This is a genomic window from Leclercia tamurae (assembly GCF_025566055.1).
Classification (GTDB): Bacteria; Pseudomonadota; Gammaproteobacteria; order Enterobacterales; family Enterobacteriaceae; genus Enterobacter; species Enterobacter tamurae.
Genome location: NZ_JAMHKS010000060.1, coordinates 58,284 through 78,095, shown reverse-complemented (window position 1 = coordinate 78,095; position 19,812 = coordinate 58,284). Strand labels below are relative to the sequence as shown.

The 19,812-nt window shown below is 53.2% G+C and carries 22 protein-coding genes; 14 read left to right on the top strand and 8 right to left on the bottom strand.

Annotated features, from left to right (window positions below):
* Positions 1-5 precede the first annotated feature (5 nt).
* The 5 genes from M8318_RS01910 to catA are packed head-to-tail and all read left to right on the top strand — an operon-like array spanning position 6 to position 3,814.
* Positions 6-668, top strand: coding sequence for a 3-oxoacid CoA-transferase subunit B (locus M8318_RS01910; protein ID WP_262660803.1), 663 nt, complete (start codon positions 6-8; stop codon positions 666-668).
* Positions 669-1,436: a 3-oxoadipate enol-lactonase gene (gene pcaD, locus M8318_RS01905; RefSeq protein ID WP_262660802.1), complete on the top strand. Its 768-nt coding sequence runs from the start codon at positions 669-671 to the stop codon at positions 1,434-1,436.
* Positions 1,433-2,545 carry a muconate/chloromuconate family cycloisomerase gene (locus M8318_RS01900; RefSeq protein WP_262660801.1) on the top strand — a complete coding sequence of 371 codons (1,113 nt, stop codon included), beginning with the start codon at positions 1,433-1,435 and terminating at the stop codon, positions 2,543-2,545. The genes pcaD and M8318_RS01900 overlap by 4 nt, the downstream gene beginning before the upstream one ends.
* Positions 2,546-2,560: 15 nt before the next feature.
* A complete protein-coding gene (gene catC / locus M8318_RS01895) occupies positions 2,561-2,851 on the top strand; it encodes a muconolactone Delta-isomerase (protein WP_262660800.1) in 291 nt (96 codons plus the stop codon).
* 36 nt (positions 2,852-2,887) lie between these two features.
* Entirely contained in the window at positions 2,888-3,814 is a 927-nt protein-coding gene (catA, locus tag M8318_RS01890) for a catechol 1,2-dioxygenase (RefSeq protein ID WP_262660799.1), read from the top strand.
* 160 nt (positions 3,815-3,974) lie between these two features.
* On the opposite strand, the gene M8318_RS01885 is transcribed toward catA, so the two are convergent.
* Together M8318_RS01885 and M8318_RS01880 are read right to left on the bottom strand one after the other, a co-directional pair.
* A complete protein-coding gene (locus tag M8318_RS01885; RefSeq protein WP_262660798.1) occupies positions 3,975-4,466 on the bottom strand; it encodes an Hcp family type VI secretion system effector in 492 nt (163 codons plus the stop codon).
* A gap of 248 nt (positions 4,467-4,714) precedes the next feature.
* Positions 4,715-5,233: a DUF2778 domain-containing protein gene (locus M8318_RS01880; RefSeq protein WP_262660797.1), complete on the bottom strand. Its 519-nt coding sequence runs from the start codon at positions 5,231-5,233 to the stop codon at positions 4,715-4,717.
* A gap of 307 nt (positions 5,234-5,540) precedes the next feature.
* Between M8318_RS01880 and M8318_RS01875 the strand changes: the two genes are divergently transcribed.
* Both M8318_RS01875 and M8318_RS01870 read left to right on the top strand, forming a co-directional pair.
* A complete protein-coding gene (locus M8318_RS01875) occupies positions 5,541-5,786 on the top strand; it encodes a hypothetical protein (protein WP_262660796.1) in 246 nt (81 codons plus the stop codon).
* 130 nt (positions 5,787-5,916) lie between these two features.
* Positions 5,917-6,318 carry a YybH family protein gene (locus tag M8318_RS01870; protein WP_106993231.1) on the top strand — a complete coding sequence of 134 codons (402 nt, stop codon included), beginning with the start codon at positions 5,917-5,919 and terminating at the stop codon, positions 6,316-6,318.
* Between the two features lie 9 nt (positions 6,319-6,327).
* On the opposite strand, the gene M8318_RS01865 is transcribed toward M8318_RS01870, so the two are convergent.
* From M8318_RS01865 to M8318_RS01855, 3 genes are all read right to left on the bottom strand, one after another.
* Positions 6,328-7,017: an RES family NAD+ phosphorylase gene (locus M8318_RS01865; protein WP_262660795.1), complete on the bottom strand. Its 690-nt coding sequence runs from the start codon at positions 7,015-7,017 to the stop codon at positions 6,328-6,330.
* The gene (locus tag M8318_RS01860; protein WP_262660794.1) at positions 7,014-7,421 is read right to left on the bottom strand and encodes an MbcA/ParS/Xre antitoxin family protein; all 408 of its coding nucleotides are present in this window, start codon (positions 7,419-7,421) and stop codon (positions 7,014-7,016) included. The genes M8318_RS01865 and M8318_RS01860 overlap by 4 nt, the downstream gene beginning before the upstream one ends.
* 105 nt (positions 7,422-7,526) lie before the next feature.
* The gene (locus M8318_RS01855) at positions 7,527-9,800 is read right to left on the bottom strand and encodes an FdhF/YdeP family oxidoreductase (RefSeq protein WP_262660793.1); all 2,274 of its coding nucleotides are present in this window, start codon (positions 9,798-9,800) and stop codon (positions 7,527-7,529) included.
* Positions 9,801-10,122: 322 nt separating this feature from the next.
* Here M8318_RS01855 and M8318_RS01850 point away from each other — a divergent pair, with 322 nt between their 5' ends.
* Positions 10,123-11,508, top strand: coding sequence for a purine-cytosine permease family protein (locus tag M8318_RS01850; protein ID WP_262660817.1), 1,386 nt, complete (start codon positions 10,123-10,125; stop codon positions 11,506-11,508).
* A gap of 41 nt (positions 11,509-11,549) precedes the next feature.
* On the opposite strand, the gene M8318_RS01845 is transcribed toward M8318_RS01850, so the two are convergent.
* A complete protein-coding gene (locus M8318_RS01845) occupies positions 11,550-11,945 on the bottom strand; it encodes a rhodanese-like domain-containing protein (protein ID WP_262660792.1) in 396 nt (131 codons plus the stop codon).
* 109 nt (positions 11,946-12,054) lie between these two features.
* On the opposite strand from M8318_RS01845, the gene ftrA reads away from it, so the two are divergent.
* From ftrA to M8318_RS01820, 5 genes are all read left to right on the top strand, one after another.
* Complete coding sequence (gene ftrA / locus M8318_RS01840; RefSeq protein ID WP_262660791.1) at positions 12,055-13,044, top strand: transcriptional regulator FtrA; 990 nt, start codon at positions 12,055-12,057, stop codon at positions 13,042-13,044.
* Positions 13,045-13,133: 89 nt separating this feature from the next.
* A complete protein-coding gene (locus M8318_RS01835) occupies positions 13,134-14,099 on the top strand; it encodes a glycosyltransferase family 2 protein (protein WP_262660790.1) in 966 nt (321 codons plus the stop codon).
* Positions 14,100-14,120: 21 nt separating this feature from the next.
* A complete protein-coding gene (locus M8318_RS01830) occupies positions 14,121-14,768 on the top strand; it encodes a class I SAM-dependent methyltransferase (protein WP_262660789.1) in 648 nt (215 codons plus the stop codon).
* Positions 14,755-15,609: a hypothetical protein gene (locus M8318_RS01825; RefSeq protein WP_262660788.1), complete on the top strand. Its 855-nt coding sequence runs from the start codon at positions 14,755-14,757 to the stop codon at positions 15,607-15,609. Before M8318_RS01830 ends, M8318_RS01825 begins: the two co-directional genes overlap by 14 nt.
* Positions 15,610-15,614: 5 nt before the next feature.
* A complete protein-coding gene (locus tag M8318_RS01820; protein WP_262660787.1) occupies positions 15,615-17,381 on the top strand; it encodes a hypothetical protein in 1,767 nt (588 codons plus the stop codon).
* 59 nt (positions 17,382-17,440) lie between these two features.
* Here M8318_RS01820 and ychF read toward each other — a convergent pair whose 3' ends face one another.
* Together ychF and pth are read right to left on the bottom strand one after the other, a co-directional pair.
* The gene (gene ychF / locus M8318_RS01815; RefSeq protein ID WP_106993224.1) at positions 17,441-18,535 is read right to left on the bottom strand and encodes a redox-regulated ATPase YchF; all 1,095 of its coding nucleotides are present in this window, start codon (positions 18,533-18,535) and stop codon (positions 17,441-17,443) included.
* A gap of 126 nt (positions 18,536-18,661) precedes the next feature.
* Positions 18,662-19,246: an aminoacyl-tRNA hydrolase gene (gene pth, locus M8318_RS01810; RefSeq protein ID WP_262660786.1), complete on the bottom strand. Its 585-nt coding sequence runs from the start codon at positions 19,244-19,246 to the stop codon at positions 18,662-18,664.
* A 274-nt stretch (positions 19,247-19,520) separates the two neighbouring features.
* Here pth and ychH point away from each other — a divergent pair, with 274 nt between their 5' ends.
* A complete protein-coding gene (gene ychH, locus M8318_RS01805) occupies positions 19,521-19,796 on the top strand; it encodes a stress-induced protein YchH (RefSeq protein ID WP_106993222.1) in 276 nt (91 codons plus the stop codon).
* The last annotated feature ends 16 nt before the right edge of the window (positions 19,797-19,812 follow it).

Here is a 19,812-nt window from a genome sequence, read left to right as displayed (position 1 = left end):
ATCTCGTGAATAAACTGACCCATCAACAGCTGGCCGAACGCATCGCCCGCGACATCCCTGAAGGGGCCTACGTGAACCTCGGCATCGGCCTGCCGACCCGGATCGCCAACTACCTCCCGGCGGATCGCGAGATCTTCCTCCACAGCGAAAACGGCATTCTCGGTATGGGGCCTGCGCCTGCGCCCGGCTGTGAAGATCCGGAGCTGATTAATGCCGGAAAACAGCCGGTGACGCTGCTCGAGGGCGGCTGCTATTTCCATCACGGCGACTCGTTCACCATGATGCGCGGCGGTCACCTCGATATCTGCGTGCTGGGGGCCTATCAGGTCTCTGAGCGCGGCGATCTCGCGAACTGGAGCACTGGCGAACCCTCTTCCATTCCGGCGGTGGGCGGGGCGATGGACCTGGCGATTGGCGCGAAGCGCGTGTATGTGATGACCGAACATCTGACCCGTCAGGGCGAGTGCAAGATCGTCAAAACCTGCACCTACCCGCTGACCGGGATGGCCTGCATCGACCGGATCTACACCGACATGGCGGTGATGGATATCACGGCGGACGGCATCGTGGTGCGCGAGCTGTTTGGCGACGTGACGGCGGAATACCTCCAGTCCGTCACCCCGGTGGCGCTGACCTTTGCCCTCAACGCCGAAACCGAGGAGGCGTGAATGGATCTGGAATATCGCCTCGATGGCCCACAAGAGGCTCCGGTGCTGGTGCTCTCTAACTCGCTGGGCACCACGTGGCAGATGTGGCAGCCGCAGATGGCCGACTTCACTCGCCACTTCCGCGTGCTGCGCTACAACACCCGCGGGCACGGTCGCTCTCCGGTGTCGGAAGGGGGCCTCACCCTCGATTCGCTGGGGCAGGACGTGATTGCCCTGCTGGATCATCTGGACATTGAGCGCGCCTTCTTCTGCGGCATCTCCCTCGGCGGTATGACCGGGATGTGGCTCAACCGCCACGCCCCGTCGCGCTTCCCGCGCATCGTGGTGGCCAATACCGCGGCGAAGATCGGCGAGGCCAGAGGCTGGTTGCAGCGCGCCGCCACCGTGCGCCAGCAGGGGATGACCCCGGTGGCCAGCACCGCGGCGGATCGCTGGTTTACCCCGGCCTTTCGCAAGCAAAACCCCGGCATGGTCCAGCTGCTGATCGACGATCTCGCCGCCACCCCAACCGAAGGCTATGCCGCCTGCTGCGAAGCGCTGGCCGCGGCGAATCTGCGCAATGAGGTGGCGGCCATGCTGCGCCCGATGCGGGTGATTGCCGGTACTGACGATCCGGTCACCACCCTGCAGGAGGCGGAATGGCTCGCTGCCCAGGCGAAGCAGACCGAATGCGTCGCCTTACCCGTATCACACCTGTCGAACGTCGCCTGCCCATCCGGGTTTAACCAGCACGTGATCACCTTTTTAACCGCAGGAGCTGCGACATGAGTATCACCATTGAATCCCTGGCCTGCTGGCTGGTGGATATCCCGACCATCCGCCCGCACAAGCTGTCGATGGCAACCATGGGCTGCCAGACGCTGACCCTCGTTCGCATGCAATGCGCCAACGGCATCACCGGCTGGGGAGAAGCTACCACCATCGGTGGCCTGAGCTACGGCGCCGAAAGCCCGGAGGGGATCAAATCCGCCATTGAAACCTATCTGGCCCCGCTGCTGTGCGGCCAGTCGTTCCACGGCGTGGCCGACCTGGCAGAGAAGATGAACGCCAGCGTGAAGGGCAACACCTTCGCTAAATCGGCCCTCGAAACCGCGTTCCTTGATGCCCAGGGCAAAGCGCTGGGGCTGCCGGTCAGCTCGCTGCTGGGCGGGGCGCTTACCAGGCGCCTGCCGGTGCTGTGGACCCTGGCGAGCGGCGACACGCAAAAAGACATCGAAGAGGGCAAACGCCTGCTGGCGGAAGGGCGACATAACACCTTCAAGCTGAAAATCGGTGCCCGTGGGTTGGATGTGGACGTTCGTCACGCCCTGGCGATCAAAGCCGCGCTGGGGGATGAGGTCAGCATCCGCGTGGACGTCAACCAGGCCTGGGATCTGACTACCGCCATCAAAGGGATGACCCGGCTGCAGGAGGGCGGGATAGACCTGGTGGAACAGCCGATCCCGCTGTGGGATCGGCAAGGGCTCATCACCCTCAGCCAGCGTTTTGCGGTGCCGATTCTGGCCGACGAAGCGGTGGCCACCAGCCATGATGGCTACGCCCTGGCGAGCAGCGGCTTTACCGGCGTGTACGCCCTGAAGATCGCCAAAGCGGGCGGCCCGGCGCAGGCCCTGAAGCTGGCACACGTGGCGCAGGCGGCAGGGGTGGCGCTGTACGGCGGCACCATGCTGGAAGGGACGCTCGGCACGGTGGCCTCGTTGCACGCCTGGTCGACGCTAAAAATGCAGTGGGGCACCGAGATGTTCGGTCCGCTGCTGCTGAAGGATGACATCGTGGTCCGCCCGCTGGACTTTAGCCAGGGCGAGGTGATGTTACCCCCGGGGCCAGGACTGGGCGTCGACATCGACGAAGACAAGCTGCGTCATTACGCACGTTAATAAAAGGAAAACGCGATGCTTTTTAAAGTGGAAATGACGGTCAACATCCCGTCCTCGCTGCCGTCGGCAGAGGTTGAGGCGATCAAAGCGAAAGAGAAAGCCTACTCCCAGCGTTTACAGCGGGAGGGCAAATGGCCGCATATCTGGCGCGTGGTCGGACAGTACGCCAACGTCAGTATTTTTGATGTGGCGGATAACCAGGAGCTGCACGACATCCTGACCGCGCTGCCGCTCTACCCGTGGATGGAAATCAGCGTGCAGCCCCTGTGCATGCATCCCTCCTCGATTCATCACGAACAGAAATAACAACAACAAAACGTACCCTACAAAGAGGAATATGCAATGTCTGTGAATCCTGTACATCAAACCGAACTGGAATCTTTACTGGCGATCAGCAGCGGCTTAAACGCCACCGGCGGCAACGATCGACTGAAAAACATCATGCACCAGCTGCTGAGCGACCTGTGTAAGACCATCAAGCAGTTCGACGTGACCGACGAAGAATTCTGGGTGGCGGTGAACTACCTTAACGAACTGGGCGGACGTCAGGAAGCGGCGCTGCTGGCCGCCGGGCTGGGGCTGGAGCACTATCTGGATATGCGTGCCGATGAGAAAGAAGCCGCATCCGGCAACGACGTGGGCACCCCGCGCACCATTGAAGGGCCGCTGTACGTGGCCAACGCGCCGCTGAGCGAAGGCTTTGCCCGCATGGACGACGGCAAAGAGCAGGCTGAAACCCTATGGCTCCAGGGCCAGGTAACGGATCTCCACGGTAAACCGGTGGCGGGCGCGATTGTCGATATCTGGCACGCTAATACCCTCGGCGGGTATTCGTTCTTCGACCAGTCCCAGAGTGAATACAACCTGCGCCGCCGCGTGCGTACCGGTGACGACGGTCGCTATGCCGTGCGCAGCATCGTGCCGTGCGGCTACGGCTGCCCACCGGATGGCCCGACTCAGAAGCTGCTGACCGCGATTGGCCGCCACGGCAACCGCCCGGCCTACGTGCACTTCTTTGTGTCGGCCCCAGGGTACAAACACCTGACCACCCAGATCAACCTGAACGGGGATGAGTATCTGTGGGATGACTTTGCGTTTGCGACAAGGGCGGAACTGATTGCGGATCCGGTGAAGATTACGGACAGTGCCGTAGCTAAACAGCGGGATCTTGAGGGGGAGCATACGGAGGTGAACTTTAGCTTTACGCTGGTGGAGGCAAATGAAGGCGGGGAAGAGCAGAGAGGGAAGCGGGCACGGGTGATGGAGTGAGTGTTTAGGGTTAAAAGGACCTGGGCTGGATAGCGGTCAGCACAATGGTCAACCTCCACGGTGCTTAACTGTCTAAAGTTGGCACGGCAACCTGTCAGGCTGGACGCTTCTTCTTCACTAAATATCACGAAAAACTGAGGGCGCATTGCGCCCTCTTTTTTTACGCCGTCGGGCGTTCATTCCATGCGTCGTTAAACATGATGTTGCCGTCTACAATGCGCCAGGTAATTCTTTCATATTGTAAGCTTATGCTTTCAACATGATTCATTTTATCATTACCGGATAGTTTCACGTTTGGCACACCGCAATTGACTCCTGTAACTTTCACATTTTCCATTAACACGGTGTAGTAACAGACTTCTTGCCCTGCGTCGTTGATATGGTAGAAACGAAGCTCGGCGCTGTGAAGGGTTTGACCAGTGGCTGCGGCTTTGTAGAGATAAGGTGTAGAGCTATCTACCTCTTTTTCTAACCTCATAGAAGAATGTTGGCGCGTACCTGTGATTTTGCCATTGGCACTATCTACAGGCAGGTTAATCCCGTGACTCATTCCGATTACCTCTATACTTCCTTCACGGTCCTTAACATCAACTGAACCTTTAATGTCAGCACCGCCGTCGTCCTTTAGCCACAAATAGGGAGGGATTGGCATTTTACAAACTCCTTACTCTTTTGATTAACTTCATTGTCAAAATATAGATAACGGTTGTTATCGGGAAAACTGTCATTATCGTGATAAAGAAGTAAAGGTCATAGAAATTATCTGCACCTATTTCTCCTGGTCCATATAATAAGTGTCCAATCCATTGAGCGACGCTATGATTCATCCATATTTCAGGACTCCCCAGCGTACGGCCTACACACACCGAAACAAAAAGGTAAAATGCAATTTTTAACACTCTAAGGACAAGTGTTGCCATAGGTATTTATCACCTCGACCCAACCCAGAGCCATGAGAGAACGCTGACAGGGAACCTGTACAGGCGAAGTATTTAATAATGCGTTTCGGATAAGGGCATAATCAGAATTATGAGCTATTGTAATGCAGCCTTCAGAAATCGTCCCCGGATGAAGACGGAATAATCCACGCTTTACGCCATTAACCCATGTGCCATCATCAATACCCCAGTCATCCCGATAAAGGGCAAACCATTCATCACGATCAAATTCTGCGCCGTAAAAAGCCCTGTTAACCAGATCCTGAGATTTTGCTTTAATCCATGATCCAGCACCACCCGAGCCACGTTCAACAATCCAGTATTTACCCGGTGGCAATGGGCCGTCATTTGGAATTGCCCCACAAGCACCTTTGTTTCGATATACGCCTTTCCCTGAGTGTGCCATAAATACGCCAACGCCATACAGATTGAAGGGCGCATAATCAGCCCCGTTCAAAAGCAGCTTTCCATGTAATGCCATAAATCACCTTGTTTCCTTACATTGGTCGAAAGTATCCTGGTAAAGATTTAGCGGTAAAATAACATGTGGTGAAGTAAATTCCGATTATTTTCGTTTCCGAATAAATCTCTTTTTACATACTATTGTTAATCAGTCATCGAGTTGTTATTTTTACACGTTACTGTAAAGGGTAATATTTAAAGTTAAACAATCAGCAGGAAAATAAATGATAAGGAAGCGATAAGTCTATGACTTTTTTTTGCGATTCGAAAAATAAAAATGACAGTGCCGTAGAGGGATCTTACCGCACTAATGAGGTTTACTAACGATGACGCCAGCGAAACAAGCAGGTTTATGGCTTATGCAGTTCCTGTCATTCCTGCTGATTTTTTCAGGATTTTACCTGCTCTTGCCTGAGGTTTATTTGTTCAAGCGCTTCAGCGAACGGTTTGGATTTATTACCGAGCAGGCGTGGAATGATTTATTCATGTTATCTGTTCTCACTGCGTCAGTAATAATTAATACACTATTGATTTTCACTTTCGCCAAAATGAGAGAAAGGTATCGAATATAAGGTTGCTTGAGGCTTTGCGAGGCGCTTTCCAGAAACGGCAATGCCGGGGGCGCTTCGCTTGCCCGGCCTACAAAGTTGGCGATCCAGTGATACAGTGAATACAGGAAATCACGCACCCGGAGAAAAGCATATGAACGAACACCCGCTTCGCCAGATCATTAAGGCGTGTGACAGGGCGATCTCAGCCAAAGATTTCGATTCGCTGATGGAGTACTACGCTGAAGACGCCGTGCTGGTGGTGAAGCCCGGTACGATTGTCAGAGGCAAAAACAATATCCGCAGCGCGTTTATTTCCATCTCGGACTATTTTCAGGATCAGCTCATCGTCAAACAGGGCGAAATGGAGATCATCGAAGGTGGCGGCGATGCGCTGGTGATCATGGAAACACAGCTTTTTTACCCGGATGAACTGGGTGGAACCGCTGAGATAACGCGTCGGGCAACTTATGTCTTCCGCCTGGAAAACGACCGCTGGCTCTGCACCATCGACAACTCTTACGGCACTTCTCTTTTAGATGGCGAGAATGCCTGAAAGTTGTGATCAGGTGGGGGTGACCAGCCCGATGCTGACCATGCCTTTATTCCAGATAATCTGATGCAGGGAGGTCTGAATGATGCTGGTGATGGTTTTCGGCGTTAACAGCGCCCAGCAGATACCTTCCCGGTGACGAACCGAGCGGTACGTTACGCCGGTTTCACCCGCCACGCGCAGGCTGGCGCCCAGCTGTTGCGGTTCGCTGTAGTCCGTTGGATGGTACCAGGGATGCGTATCCGGCAGGCCGGTAATATCGACAAATGAGGAGCTGCTCAGCTCGGTTTCCAGGCAGCGATATTCGAAGCGTTCGAATTTTAGTTCAGGCACGTTCCGCCAGTAGCGCTGACAGTGGTAAACAACTTCGGCCAGCGCCGTTTCCTGGCTGTCCCCGAGGTAATAGACGCCAAAATCGCCATTCGAAAAGCGGCTGCCGTCGGGGTTGATATGGGTGAAGGCCGCCATCGCATAATGTGCGCCGCGGATCCCCAGCACCCACTCTTCACGTGGCAGCAGATCCAGATTCCCCACCTCCTGCGACAGGCGCGGGTTGGTTAGTTTCTGGATGTCGTAGAGAACGTCAAACTCCTCCGGGGTGGCAACATCCTCAAACACGTAAATGGCCGGGTACTTGGTATGGAGCAGGCGATAGCCTTTGAAGGGGATCAGCGCTGTTCTGGGGATCTCAGGATGGATCATCCGGCCAGGCCTCCGCGCAGGACATCCACACGCCGGGCGACTTCATGCAGATTGCCGAACTCGCCATCCTCAATCAGGGATAACGGCGTTGCCCCATTGAAGTAAGCATTGTGGTTCGCCATGGTCATAAACCCGTAGACGTTCTCGGGGTTACTGAACACGATGCGTAGCGCCGAGTGCATATTCAGCAGGTAGCTAATCCGGGTTAACTGATCGTGACTTAACGAGGCCGTCTTCGTCTCGTTATGCCGGTACTTGTAGAGCGCCGCTCTGGAGAGTTGCAGTATGTTCTGCTGCTGCTCTGTTGTGCAGCCCCATTTTTCCAGAATGTTCATAGCGGCTCTGATGGCGATCAGATCGCGATCGCCGCGGGATTCAGAGGCAGGGTTCAGGTGCTTCGTCATAGGATGCCCCTCAGCTCAGATTGATTAATATAGTCTTAGCATGAACTAAATATAACAATCTGTCTACGTGAAGACACCATTACTCTGACTCCTGGTCACTATGCTTTATAACGCCCGGATCTCCTTAGTGCGCAGAGTGATATGCACCGGCACCGATTTATACGACGGCGTGCCGCTCTCTTTATCGAGATAATGTAGCGGCACCAGTACGTTAGCCTCGGGGTAGTAAGCGGCCACCGTGCCGGGGGCGATGCTGTAGGCCACCAGGGTTATGTCGTTGAGGCGCTGCTGGCTGTCGGGCAGGGCGGTGGTGATATCCACCCGATCGCCATGCTCCAGCCCGAGCTGCTGCATATCGGCTTCGTTCATAAACAGCACGTCGCGGCGACCAAACACCCCACGATAACGGTCATCAAGGGCGTAGATGGTGGTGTTGTACTGGTCGTGACTGCGCAGGGTGACCAGACGCAGCACATTCTCACCTTCACCGGGGAGATTCTCCTCAACGCCGTCAAACAGGGAGAACATCGCTTTGCCGGTGGGCGTCGGCCAGATACGCTCGGTGGGTGGCAGCGGCATGCGGAATCCGCCAGGAATTCGGATGCGCGCGTTGAAATTTTCAAAGCCGGGCAGGGTCTGTTCGATCCGGTCGCGGATGCGGTCGTAGTCGGCTACCAGCTCCAGCCAGTCGGTGTTGCTGTTCGTCAGAGTGGCGTGGGCGATCCCGGCGACAATGGCCGGCTCCGAGCGCAGCAAAGGTGAAGCCGGTTTCAGCTTGCCGCTGGAGGCATGGACCATCGACATGGAATCTTCCACGGTAATCGACTGCTGGCCGCTGCGCTGCATGTCCAGCTCGGTGCGCCCGAGGCAGGGCAGGAGATACGTCTCCCTGCCAACCAGCAGGTGGGTGCGGTTCAGCTTGGTGGCGACATGCACACTGAGATCCAGTGTTTTCAGCGCCGGGAAGGCTTTGTCGTGATCGGGCATTGCTACGGCAAAATTACCCCCGAGGCACAGCAGCGCTTTGGCCTCGCCGTCGATCATCGCCTGAGCGGCCTGCACCGCGTCGTGGCCGTGGGCGGTGGGTGGCGTAAAGCCAAACACCGTGCCCAGCCGGTCGAGGAAGGCAGCGGTCGGTTTTTCGGTGATCCCCACCGTGCGGTTGCCCTGCACGTTGGAGTGGCCGCGCAACGGGCAGATGCCCGCCCCGGGCTTGCCAATATTGCCGCGCAGTAACAGCAGGTCGGCAATCAGGCGCACGTTGGCGGTGCCCTTGTTATGCTGGGTGATCCCCATGCCGTAGGTGATGATAGTGGCGCGAGATTTGGCGTAGATCTGCGCCACGTTCTCCAGATCGGCGCGGCTGAGGCCGGACTCGCGTTCAATGGCCTCCCATGATGTCGCGGCGATGTCGGCGGCAAATTCTGCGAACCCTTGAGTCTGGGTAGCGATAAAGTCGTGATCCAGCGCGTCCAGCACCAGCAGATGTTTTGCAATCCCTTTTAACGCGGCGGCGTCGCCCCCGGCTTTCACCTGATAGTAGGTCGAGGCGATATCGGTGGCGCTGTATGTCGCCATCTCCCTGACGCTTTGCGGATCGGCAAAACGCTCTAACGCGGTTTCGCGCAGCGGGTTAAAGACGATAATCGGCACTCTCCGGCGGGCAAGCTCGTGCAGGGTGCCCATCATCCGCGGGTGGTTGGTGCCCGGGTTGTGGCCGATGGAGATCACCAGCTCGGTGTGGTCAAAATCCTCCAGCGAGACGGTGCCTTTACCAATGCCGATGGAGCGGGGCAGGCCGACGCTGGTGGCCTGATGGCACATGTTGGAGCAGTCAGGGAAATTATTGGTGCCCAGTTCGCGGGCAAACAGCTGATACAGGAACGCGGCTTCGTTCGAGGCGCGCCCGGAGGTGTAAAATTCAACCTGATTGGGTGCCAGGCCGCGCAGCACCTCCCCGATACGGGCGAGGGCGTCGTCCCATTCTACCGGGCGAAAGGTATCGCTCTGCGGATCGTATTTCATGGGATGGGTCAGCCGGCCATAGCCTTCCAGCTCAAAATCACTTTTCTCCCACAGGGCGCTGACGGTGTGCTCTGCGAAAAACGCCGGGGTGACGCGCTTCGTGGTCGCCTCCCAGGTCACTGCCTTGGCACCGTTCTCGCAAAACTGGAAGGTGGATTTGTGTTCTTTGTCTGGCCAGGCGCAGCCAGGGCAGTCAAAGCCGTCGGGCTGGTTGGTGCGCAGCAGGGTGGCAGGGGCGTCAAAAGCATCCATCTGCGTGCGCACGGCAATCGCCGTGGCCTTTAAGGCTCCCCAGCCGCCCGCCGGACCGGCGTAATGGTGAATGCCCGGAACGGCGCGTCGTTTATGATTCATCTTTACTCCTGCATGTTCTCAGCGTTTTGCTATCCCACCAATGCACCTGATTCTCTCAGTATCAGCCAGATTATCGCGTCTTACGTTTTTTCTACGCTACAGAAAATTTTCAAATTAATTACAAATTATTCACAGTTCAGCTCACAAAAACATCTTCCGGGTAATGTGAAGCGAAGTTATTGGTTGTATATACATGTTCTGTCATGTGACGGGCGGGTCAGCGCAAGCGGGATGTTTGGCTGCCAGTAATCAGGCACTCAGAGAGGAAACTATGTCGTCTTTATCGTCTTCAGAAGAGCAGTCAAACAAAAACGCGACGCGGTTGTCAGAAACGCGATCCATCGATTACATCCCGGATAATGAACGCCACGGCCACCCCTTCAGTCAGTTTACGCTGTGGTTTGGCGGCAACTTGCAGATCACCGCTATTGTGACCGGCGCGCTGGCGGTAGTGCTGGGCGGCGATGTGGTGTGGTCGATTGTGGCCCTGTTGGTGGGGCAGGTGCTTGGGGCGACGGTGATGTCGTTCCATGCTCTGCAGGGGCCACGTCTCGGCCTGCCGCAGATGATCATCAGCCGCGCCCAGTTTGGTGTGCTGGGTGCAGTGATCCCACTAGTGCTGGTCTGCGTGATGTACGTCGGTTTCTCCGCCAGCGGCACGGTGCTGGCCGGACAGGCGATGGCGAAACTGCTGTCGGTGTCGAACGTGGCGGGTATGATCCTGTTCAGCGCGATCATTATTGTGATTGCAGTGCTGGGCTATCGCGTGATCCACAAGCTCGGCAAAGTGGCGAGCGTGGTGGGCGTACTGGCGTTTGTGTATCTGTTTATCGCCCTGCTGATGTCCAGCGATCTGGGGGCGATTGCGCAGAACAACCACTTCTCGATGCCGATGTTCCTGCTGGCAGTGTCGCTCTCCTCTTCATGGCAGATCGCCTTTTGCCCCTACGTATCCGACTACTCCCGCTATCTGCCGCGCGACGTCTCCGGGGTGAAAACCTTCTTCTCGGTCTTCAGCGGCACGGTGCTGGGCACCCAGGCGTCGATGACCCTCGGGGTGATCACCGCGGCGATTGCTGGTAGCGCCTTCAAGGGGCATGAGGTGAGCTATATCGTCGGGCTGGGCAAAAGCGAGGCGATGGCGATGGTGATCTACTTTGCGATCTGCTTCGGTAAAATCACCTTTACCACCCTGAACGCCTACGGCAGCTTTATGTCGCTGACCACTATCGTGTCGGGGTTCCGCAACCAGAGCACCCTGAGCCAGAGAAGCAGGGTGATCTTTGTGGTGCTGATTGTCGCCATCTCCTGTGTGATTGCGCTGCTCAGTGAGCCGGCATTCCTGAAACACTTCACCCATTTCCTGCTTTTCCTGCTGGCGTTCTTCGTGCCGTGGAGCGCCATCAGCCTGACCGACTACTTTATTATTTCCCGTAAAGCCGTCGATATTCCGGCGCTGTTCGATCCGCGTAAACGCTACGGCTACTGGAATTTGTTCGGCATCAGCGTCTATGCCGTTGGCGTGCTGATCCAGCTGCCGTTCATTGAGAACCCGCTTTACCACGGCTCTCTGACCTGGATTTTTGCCGGAAATGATGTGTCGTGGATCATCGGCTGGTTCTGCACGGCGGCGCTGTACTATGCCTTCCGACGTTTCGATCGCCGGCTGTTGCCGGAGCAGACTATCTACCCGGCATCGGGCAGGTAAGGGGAGAGGTGCCGACCCTGAATGCGGGGTCGGCGTTGGTATTATCCGGCGTTAAAGGCAAAACCTTCGTCGGCCCAACCGGTCATGCCACCAATCATAATTTTCACCGGACGACCCAGTTGCGCCAGCTTCAGCGCTGCGCGATCGGCACCGTTGCAGTGCGGTCCGGCGCAATAGACAACGAACAGGGTCTCGGGTGGCCACTCCGCCATACTGTGGGCTGTAATATCGCGATGGCGCAGATGCACCGCCCCCGGAATATGACGGCGAGCAAATGCCTCCGGGCTGCCCACCACATGCAGCAGGACAAAATCGATATCCCCTTCTTTAAGCGCGGTATGGACATCATCGCAATCCGTTTCCACACTCAGCCGTTGTAAAAAATGGTTCGCCGCGTTTTCTGCTGTCGCAGCAGGGTAATCAGTCACATAGCTCATCGTTTCCTCCAGGTTTGAGGCTTTACTCTACGGCGGCAGCGCGGTTTTGACAGCTGGCAGAAATGCCATATACCATCAGGATCATGACAAAAATACCCTGAGTGCGGTGATGAATAATCCTCTGGTGGTTGCGCTGGCCTATGACGGCTTATGTACGTTTGAATTCGGCATTGCCGTGGAAATTTTCGGCCTTGCCCGCCCTGAAATGGGGGATAACTGGTATCGCTTTGCGGTAGCAGGTGTCGAGCCGGGAGAGCTGCGAGCCACGGGCGGCATCCGGCTGATGGTCGACGGCGGGCTGGAATTGCTGGCCGAGGCCGGGACCATTATCGTTCCCGGCTGGCGGGGTGCCGATGTCCCGGTACCCGCCGCGCTGTGCGAGCAGCTGATCGCCGCCCATCAGCGTGGTGCGAGAATTTTATCCATTTGCTCCGGGGTCTTTGTGCTGGCCGCCGCAGGGTTACTTGATAATCGCCAGGCCACCACCCACTGGCGCTACACCGACCTGCTGCAACAGCGTCATCCCGCCATTCAGGTCACCCCTGACGTGTTGTATATCGATAGCGGTGATGTCCTGACCTCCGCCGGCAGCGCGGCGGGTATCGACCTCTGTCTGCACCTGGTGCGCCGGGATTATGGCAGCGTGGCGGCCAACCAGGTGGCGCGTCGGCTGGTGGTGTCCCCGCATCGCGATGGCGGCCAGGCGCAGTTTATCCAGCAGGCGGTGCCCGTCGCCTATGAGGGCCATCGGCTTGGCGCACTGTTTGATTACCTGCTTGAAAACCTTGCCGCCCCGCACAGCGTCGATTCGCTGGCGAAATTTGTCGGCATGAGCCCGCGCACTTTTTTGCGCCGTTTTGCGGCGACTACTGGCAAGACGCCTGCCCAATGGTTATTGCATGCTCGCCTGAGCCGCAGCCAGGATCTGCTGGAAAACAGCCAGCTGTCGATAGAACGGATTGCAGAACAGGTCGGGTTTGGCAGCGTGGCGACGATGCGCCATCACTTCAGGAATCAGCTGTCGACGACGCCTGCGGCTTATCGGAGAGGGTTTTCAGAGCCAGCGGCATTACGAGGGGAGAGATTTAAGCCCGTATAATTTGAAAAGCTATCTTTTTGTATATAAAGTGTTAAATGTGATAAGGAGATGTTAAAGAGCAATCCAATAATATGTCAGGTAAAGGGTAAATGAAATTAATCATACAAATTCCCTGCTTTAATGAGGCTGATACACTTGCAATCGCTTTGAATGCCCTACCCAGACAGGTCGCCGGTTTTGATACGGTGGAATGGCTGATTATTGATGATGGCAGTACTGATGACACTGTCAACGTAGCCAGACAAAATGGTGTTGACCATGTCGTGAAACATGCAGCTAATAAAGGGCTAGCTAAAGCCTTTATGACCGGACTCGATGCATGTCTGAGCTTAGATGCTGATGTTATTGTAAACACTGATGCAGATAATCAATATTCTGCTGAAGATATCCCATTATTAGTTGCCCCTATACTTGAACACCGAGCAGAGATGGTAATCGGTGAAAGACCCATTTCGACCATTGACCATTTTTCTCCTGTTAAAAAATACCTGCAAAAACTAGGAAGTTGGGTTGTCCGTGTGGCCAGTAATACTAATATTCCCGATGCACCAAGTGGATTCAGGGCTATGTCGAGAGCAACAGCACAAAAATTGATGGTTTTTAATGACTATACTTATACCCTGGAAACCATTATTCAGGCAGGCCAAAAAAATATCGCCATTACTTCAGTTTCAGTTCGGGTCAATGCAGACCTGCGGCCCTCTCGTCTGGTAAAGAGTATTTCGTCCTATATAAAAAGAAGTATTATTACCATAGTACGTATTTTCGTGATTTATCGTCCATTTCGGTTTTTTGGTGCTATAGGGACAGTGCTGTTTTCGGCTGGCTTCCTGTTAGGCATGCGTTTTCTCTATAAATATTTCACTGGCGATGGTGATGGCTATGTCCAGTCATTGATTCTGGCATCGATACTTATGGGAATGGGCTTCCAGACCATACTTGTAGCTTTTGTGACCGATCTATTATCGGCCAACCGGAAACTTCTTGAAGACTTACGTTTCAAAGTTGCGCAACTAGAATCAAGCCCGAATAATAAATCAGAGAATAATGATTAAGAACAGAGAGACGAGGCAATTATGGGTTTCAAAGTATCGGGTGGTAAGTCAGAAGACGGTGTTGTATTCGGTAATGCTTATGACAAATATGGCTCTAAAAATCCCATTGTAAAATGGATGATGAATGGTTTTGACTCCTCTCTTGAAACTTTTGTGTCGCGAGCAAATCCGAAAACGATTCATGAAGTGGGCTGTGGTGAAGGTTTTTGGGTCAATAAATGGAATGGCCAGGGGTTACAGGCTGTCGGCAGTGATTTTTCTCATGATGTAATCTCGTTAGCGCGAGAGAATGCGTTGGCGGCGGACCTTGCCCCTGATGTGTTTAATGCCAGGAGCATCTACGATCTCAAACCTGACGTTGACAGTGCTGACTTGATTGTCTGCTGTGAAGTGATGGAACATCTGGAAGATCCCGACAGAGCGATGAAGGTCCTGCAGATGCTGGTCAAACACTATCTGATCGTCAGCGTGCCACGTGAACCCGTCTGGTGCGCGCTGAACATGGCTCGTGGGAAGTATTTAAAAAGCTTTGGTAACACGCCTGGGCATATACAACATTGGTCAAAAAGCGCCTTTATAAAATTCACCGGTGAATATTTCAGGGTAGTTGAAGTGGCTTCACCTTTCCCCTGGACGATGTTGTTGTGCGTACCCTATGACAAAAAGTAAGCTGAGCAAGGTATTCAATATTGCAGGGAGTGTTATCGCACTCTTGAGTGTCCTGTTTGTGGTAAACAGAATTACGGCGTATTGGACACAGGTTCCTGCTGACACCTTCACGTTAAAACTACTTTTGCTGATCCTAATCCTGGCAGGCATCTATGGTGCCGCCAACCTTATCCTTGCCTCTGCCTGGCGCCTGTTGATGTTGGGGCTGGAGCAGGCCATTAGTTCCCGGATGGCAAACCGGATCTACGGCCTGACTCAGTTGGCGAAGTACGTTCCTGGCAATATTTTCCAGTTTGCCGGTAGGCAATTTCTGGCGATGTCTCATGGTTTTTCAGGGAAAGCGATTGCAAAGAGCACTTTTCTGGAGCTACTACTGTTAGTTCTGACCGGTGTCGCTTTTATATTATGGATGTTACCCCTGCTATATCCTGCTTTTAATATTATTTATGGCTTTTCACTGTTTATTATTATTACAACGTTAATTGCTCTGCGGTTGAAATGGCAGCAGAAGAGCGATTTAATGAACGTCATAGCACGATATTTTTTGTTCCTGTTGATATCAGGTGGTGTATTCCTGATGATACTCTATTCCATTGTCGATAACTGGACTGGCACTCCCGCACTGGTATTGCCGCTCATAGGGGCATATGTTGTCGCATGGCTTGCAGGTCTTGTCACCCCCGGTTCTCCTGCCGGAGTAGGGGTCCGAGAATTTATACTTATTTTATTGTTAAAGCCATTCTTTGCTGAGGTTGACATTGTTCTGGCAGTCATAATAAGTCGAATCACTACGGTTGTAGGTGATTGCTTTTTTTACCTCTACTCTCTCTCCTTAAGATAATTGTTATGAACAAACAAAAAGTTACCGTTGTTTTGATTGTTGTTTTTCTTTCATTATTTTATCTCATATTAGGGATAGGCTATTCGCAATCCTATAGCCCTGGATTTTTCCCGGATGAGTTTGCGCATATGGGATATGTGGTTGATGTTATGAAAAACAACTTTCCCGATTATAATAATGGCCTTATTTATTCAAGTAATAAACTTAATTACCTGAATCATCCGGCATTGTATTATTTCATCGTAGGCGAACTGGCGAGTCTCTTACATTTGCAGGATGCATTTGCTACCCTGGGCCGTTACGTAAACATGGCCATCTCCCTTATCATCATCGTATTGACATGCGGGATGCTGTACCAGACCACTCAGTCCAGGCTCGCGACTTTTGTAGGGGGCGCTTTCTTACTCATTATCCCCATGTTTGTGCTGTTAGGAAGCGCAGTCAGTAACGATCAGATCAATGTGCTGGGTTGTACTCTGGTTATCTACGGGTTACTGGGGTTGATGGAGGTTCATAAAGATAGCAAGCCATTAACCTCATGCATTGTGTTTATTTGTGCCGGTGGAATTATAGCTTCGCTGAGTAAAGCAACAGGTTCTTTAGTTATCGTCTGTTTGTTAGTCTCCGTTGCGATTTTTAACTTTTCCTCGCTCATTAAAATAATAAAGAAAATCTCTGTCAAACAATGGCTAATTATAACCGCATCGATAGCGATTGTTGTTATCTATTTTTTCTGGACACATAGTGTCTATAGTGGATTTTATCCAGCGCCTCAGGGCACGCCTGCGGCCTGGTTTTGGATTGAACATCCTGATGCCAAAAGACTGCCTTTTTCAGAGTTCTTCGGGAATTTCCTTAACGGTAATTTTGTGACTCTGACTATCCCCTATGGGCATGTCTATATAATGGACAGTGAATTCCGAATATTCATTGTAAAAGTTATCTTGATTATAGTGGCCGTTATGGCGGGTTGCATTTTATTAAAAAAGACGTCAAATGATAATGATTTTTACCGTATCACATTCTCCTTTGTAATGGCATTCTTTATTTTCTTTATCATTTACCTTTTCACTATCAGAGATATGCATTTAAAGACAGGCTATACAGGTGCAATGCAGGCCAGATATTTTTTTGGATTTTTGCCGGTCTGTTCGTTAGTGATAGCAAAAGTTATGTCACGGGTTAAAAGTAATCTAATCAAAACCATAGTATCTATAATGATGATCGCGAGTTTGATGATGTCTGGTTACCCTGCGTTGGTTAAATTATCAGAGCTTCGAGTGTGGCAATCCACGACAATAATAGAGCAGCCGCTTTTTAATACCAGTTATGGATACCTTATCAAGGGGCGTCGCTTTGAACAGACCATTCTGACTGAATCCAATACATTAAGAGGTGTTGAGTTGATGCTGGCCACCTTTGCACGGAAAAATCATGGTCCAGTAACCCTGGCGTTGATTGATAATTCCGGAAAAATCGTTGCCTCTGAAGTGATCATGATGGAAAACCTCGCAGACAATACCTATGCATGGTTTGACTTCAGGCGAGTAAAAATAATCAAAAATCAGCAATATACTCTGCGGCTGACGTGCGATGAGTGTACCCAGGATAATGCCATCACCTGGTGGGCGATAAAACAGGAATTCGAGGCTCCTGTCTTTTTACTCACAAGGTTTGGCCCGGGTGCCGGAGACAGATACGCCAAAGGCAAAGCTTACGTGGATGGCGCAAATGTGGGTGGCGCGTATGCCTTCCGCCTCTATTTCCAGTAGCATATCCACAATAAAAAAATCCACGCAGGTGCGTGGATTTTTTGTCTGTTTAGCAGAGATTAAACGTTAAACAGGAAGTTCATCACATCGCCATCTTTAACAATGTAATCTTTCCCTTCTGCACGCATCTTGCCGGCTTCTTTCGCGCCTTGCTCGCCTTTAAAGGCAATAAAGTCTTCAAAGGCGATAGTTTGCGCACGGATAAAGCCTTTCTCGAAATCGGTGTGGATCTTGCCCGCAGCCTGAGGCGCGGTCGCGCCAACAGGGATAGTCCAGGCACGCACTTCTTTCACGCCTGCGGTGAAGTAGGTCTGCAGGTTCAGCAGCTCGTAACCGGCGCGGATCACGCGGTTCAGACCTGGCTCTTCCAGACCCAGCTCGGCCATGAACTCGTCGCGGTCAGCATCGTCCAGTTCGGCGATATCAGATTCCACCGCTGCACAGACAGCCACCACCACAGAACCTTCGGCAGCAGCGATTTCACGCACTTTGTCGAGGTATGGGTTATTTTCGAAACCGTCTTCGTTGACGTTAGCGATATACATGGTTGGCTTCAGGGTCAGGAAGCTCAGGTATTTGATCGCCGCTTTGTCTTCTTCAGTCAGGTTTTTCAGGGCACGCAGCATGCCGGCGTTTTCCAGCTGTGGCAGACATTTTTCCAGCGCAGCCTGTTCCGCTTTAGCGTCTTTGTCGCCGCCTTTGGCTTTCTTCTGCACGCGGTGCAGGGCGCGTTCGCAGGTGTCGAGGTCAGACAGGGCCAGCTCGGTGTTGATAACCTCGATATCATCAGCCGGATCCACTTTGTTATTCACGTGGATGATGTTGTCGTTTTCAAAGCAACGCACAACGTGGCCGATAGCTTCGGTTTCACGGATGTTGGTCAGGAACTGGTTGCCCAGGCCTTCGCCTTTGGACGCGCCTTTCACCAGGCCAGCGATGTCCACGAACTCCATGGTGGTTGGCAGAATGCGCTGCGGCTTAACGATCTCCGCGAGCTGGTCCAGACGTGGATCGGGCATTGGCACGACACCGGTGTTTGGCTCGATGGTGCAGAACGGGAAGTTAGCTGCTTCGATGCCCGCTTTAGTCAGCGCGTTAAACAGGGTGGATTTGCCAACGTTAGGCAGACCAACGATACCGCATTTGAATCCCATTTCTGAATCACCTTAATGTCTTGATATTCAACACGTTAACATTAACGAGTCGAAGAAAAGTAAATAACTTTGCCTATTATACACGTAACCCGCAGCATGCGGGTCAAAAAAGGCGTCCCGCGCCGGTTATTGAGCTTTGAAAGCGTGCAGACGGTTGGTGGCCTTGGTTAAGCCATCCTGCAGCCAGATTTCGGTGCAACGCGCCGCTTCGTCTACCGCTTCGTCGATCAGCTTCTGTTCCGAAGCCGGGGGCTTACCGAGGACAAAGCCGACAACTTTGTTTTTATCGCCCGGATGACCAATACCGAGGCGCAAACGGTGGAAATTGGGATTATTGCCCAGCTTGCTGATGATGTCTTTTAGACCATTATGCCCGCCGTGACCGCCGCCGAGTTTGAATTTTGCCACGCCCGGTGGCAGATCCAGTTCGTCGTGCGCCACTAGGATTTCATCCGGGTTGATACGGTAAAAGGACGCCAGCGCGGCTACGGCTTTACCGCTTAAGTTCATAAACGTGGTCGGCACCAGCAGACGCACATCGGCTCCGGCCAGGTTAACGCGTGAGGTATACCCGAAGAATTTCGGCTCTTCGCGCAGGGGAGCGCGCAACCGCTCGGCCAGCAGATCAACATACCAGGCGCCCGCATTATGGCGGGTAGCCGCATATTCCGCGCCGGGGTTGGCCAGGCCGACAATCAGTTTAATCGTCACGTTTTTGTTCCTGAAAGTGCTAAGTCTGGCGCGTAGTGTACTGTCTGCCGGGTCGCTTGACAAAATTCTGCGCGCCGTTGCGTAGAAGATGAATAATACCGCCTTTGAACCATTAGAATTTCATGCTACTCAAAGGCTTATTTGTAAAGTTTTGTTGCCCCGATGTGCGTAAATGTGATCCCTGGCGCAATCAGCACAAGGGGTGTTGTCTATACTTTACACACAAGGATTAGGGAGATTATTCCCCTGCAACCCAAAGTTCCGGAGGTGACACATGAAACGCAGAAACGCTTCGTTACTCGGTAACGTGCTGATGGGGTTGGGATTGGTGGTCATGGTTGTTGGCGTCGGTTATTCTATTTTAAACCAGCTACCGCAACTTGACCTGCCGCAATACTTTGCACATGGTGCGGTGCTGAGCATCTTCCTGGGTGCCGTATTGTGGCTGGCGGGTGCCCGCGTCAGCGGTCACGAGCAGGTCTGCGACAGATACTGGTGGGTGCGCCACTACGATAAGCGCTGCCGTCGCGATCAGCATAAGCACAGCTAAAGTGCTAACCAATGAA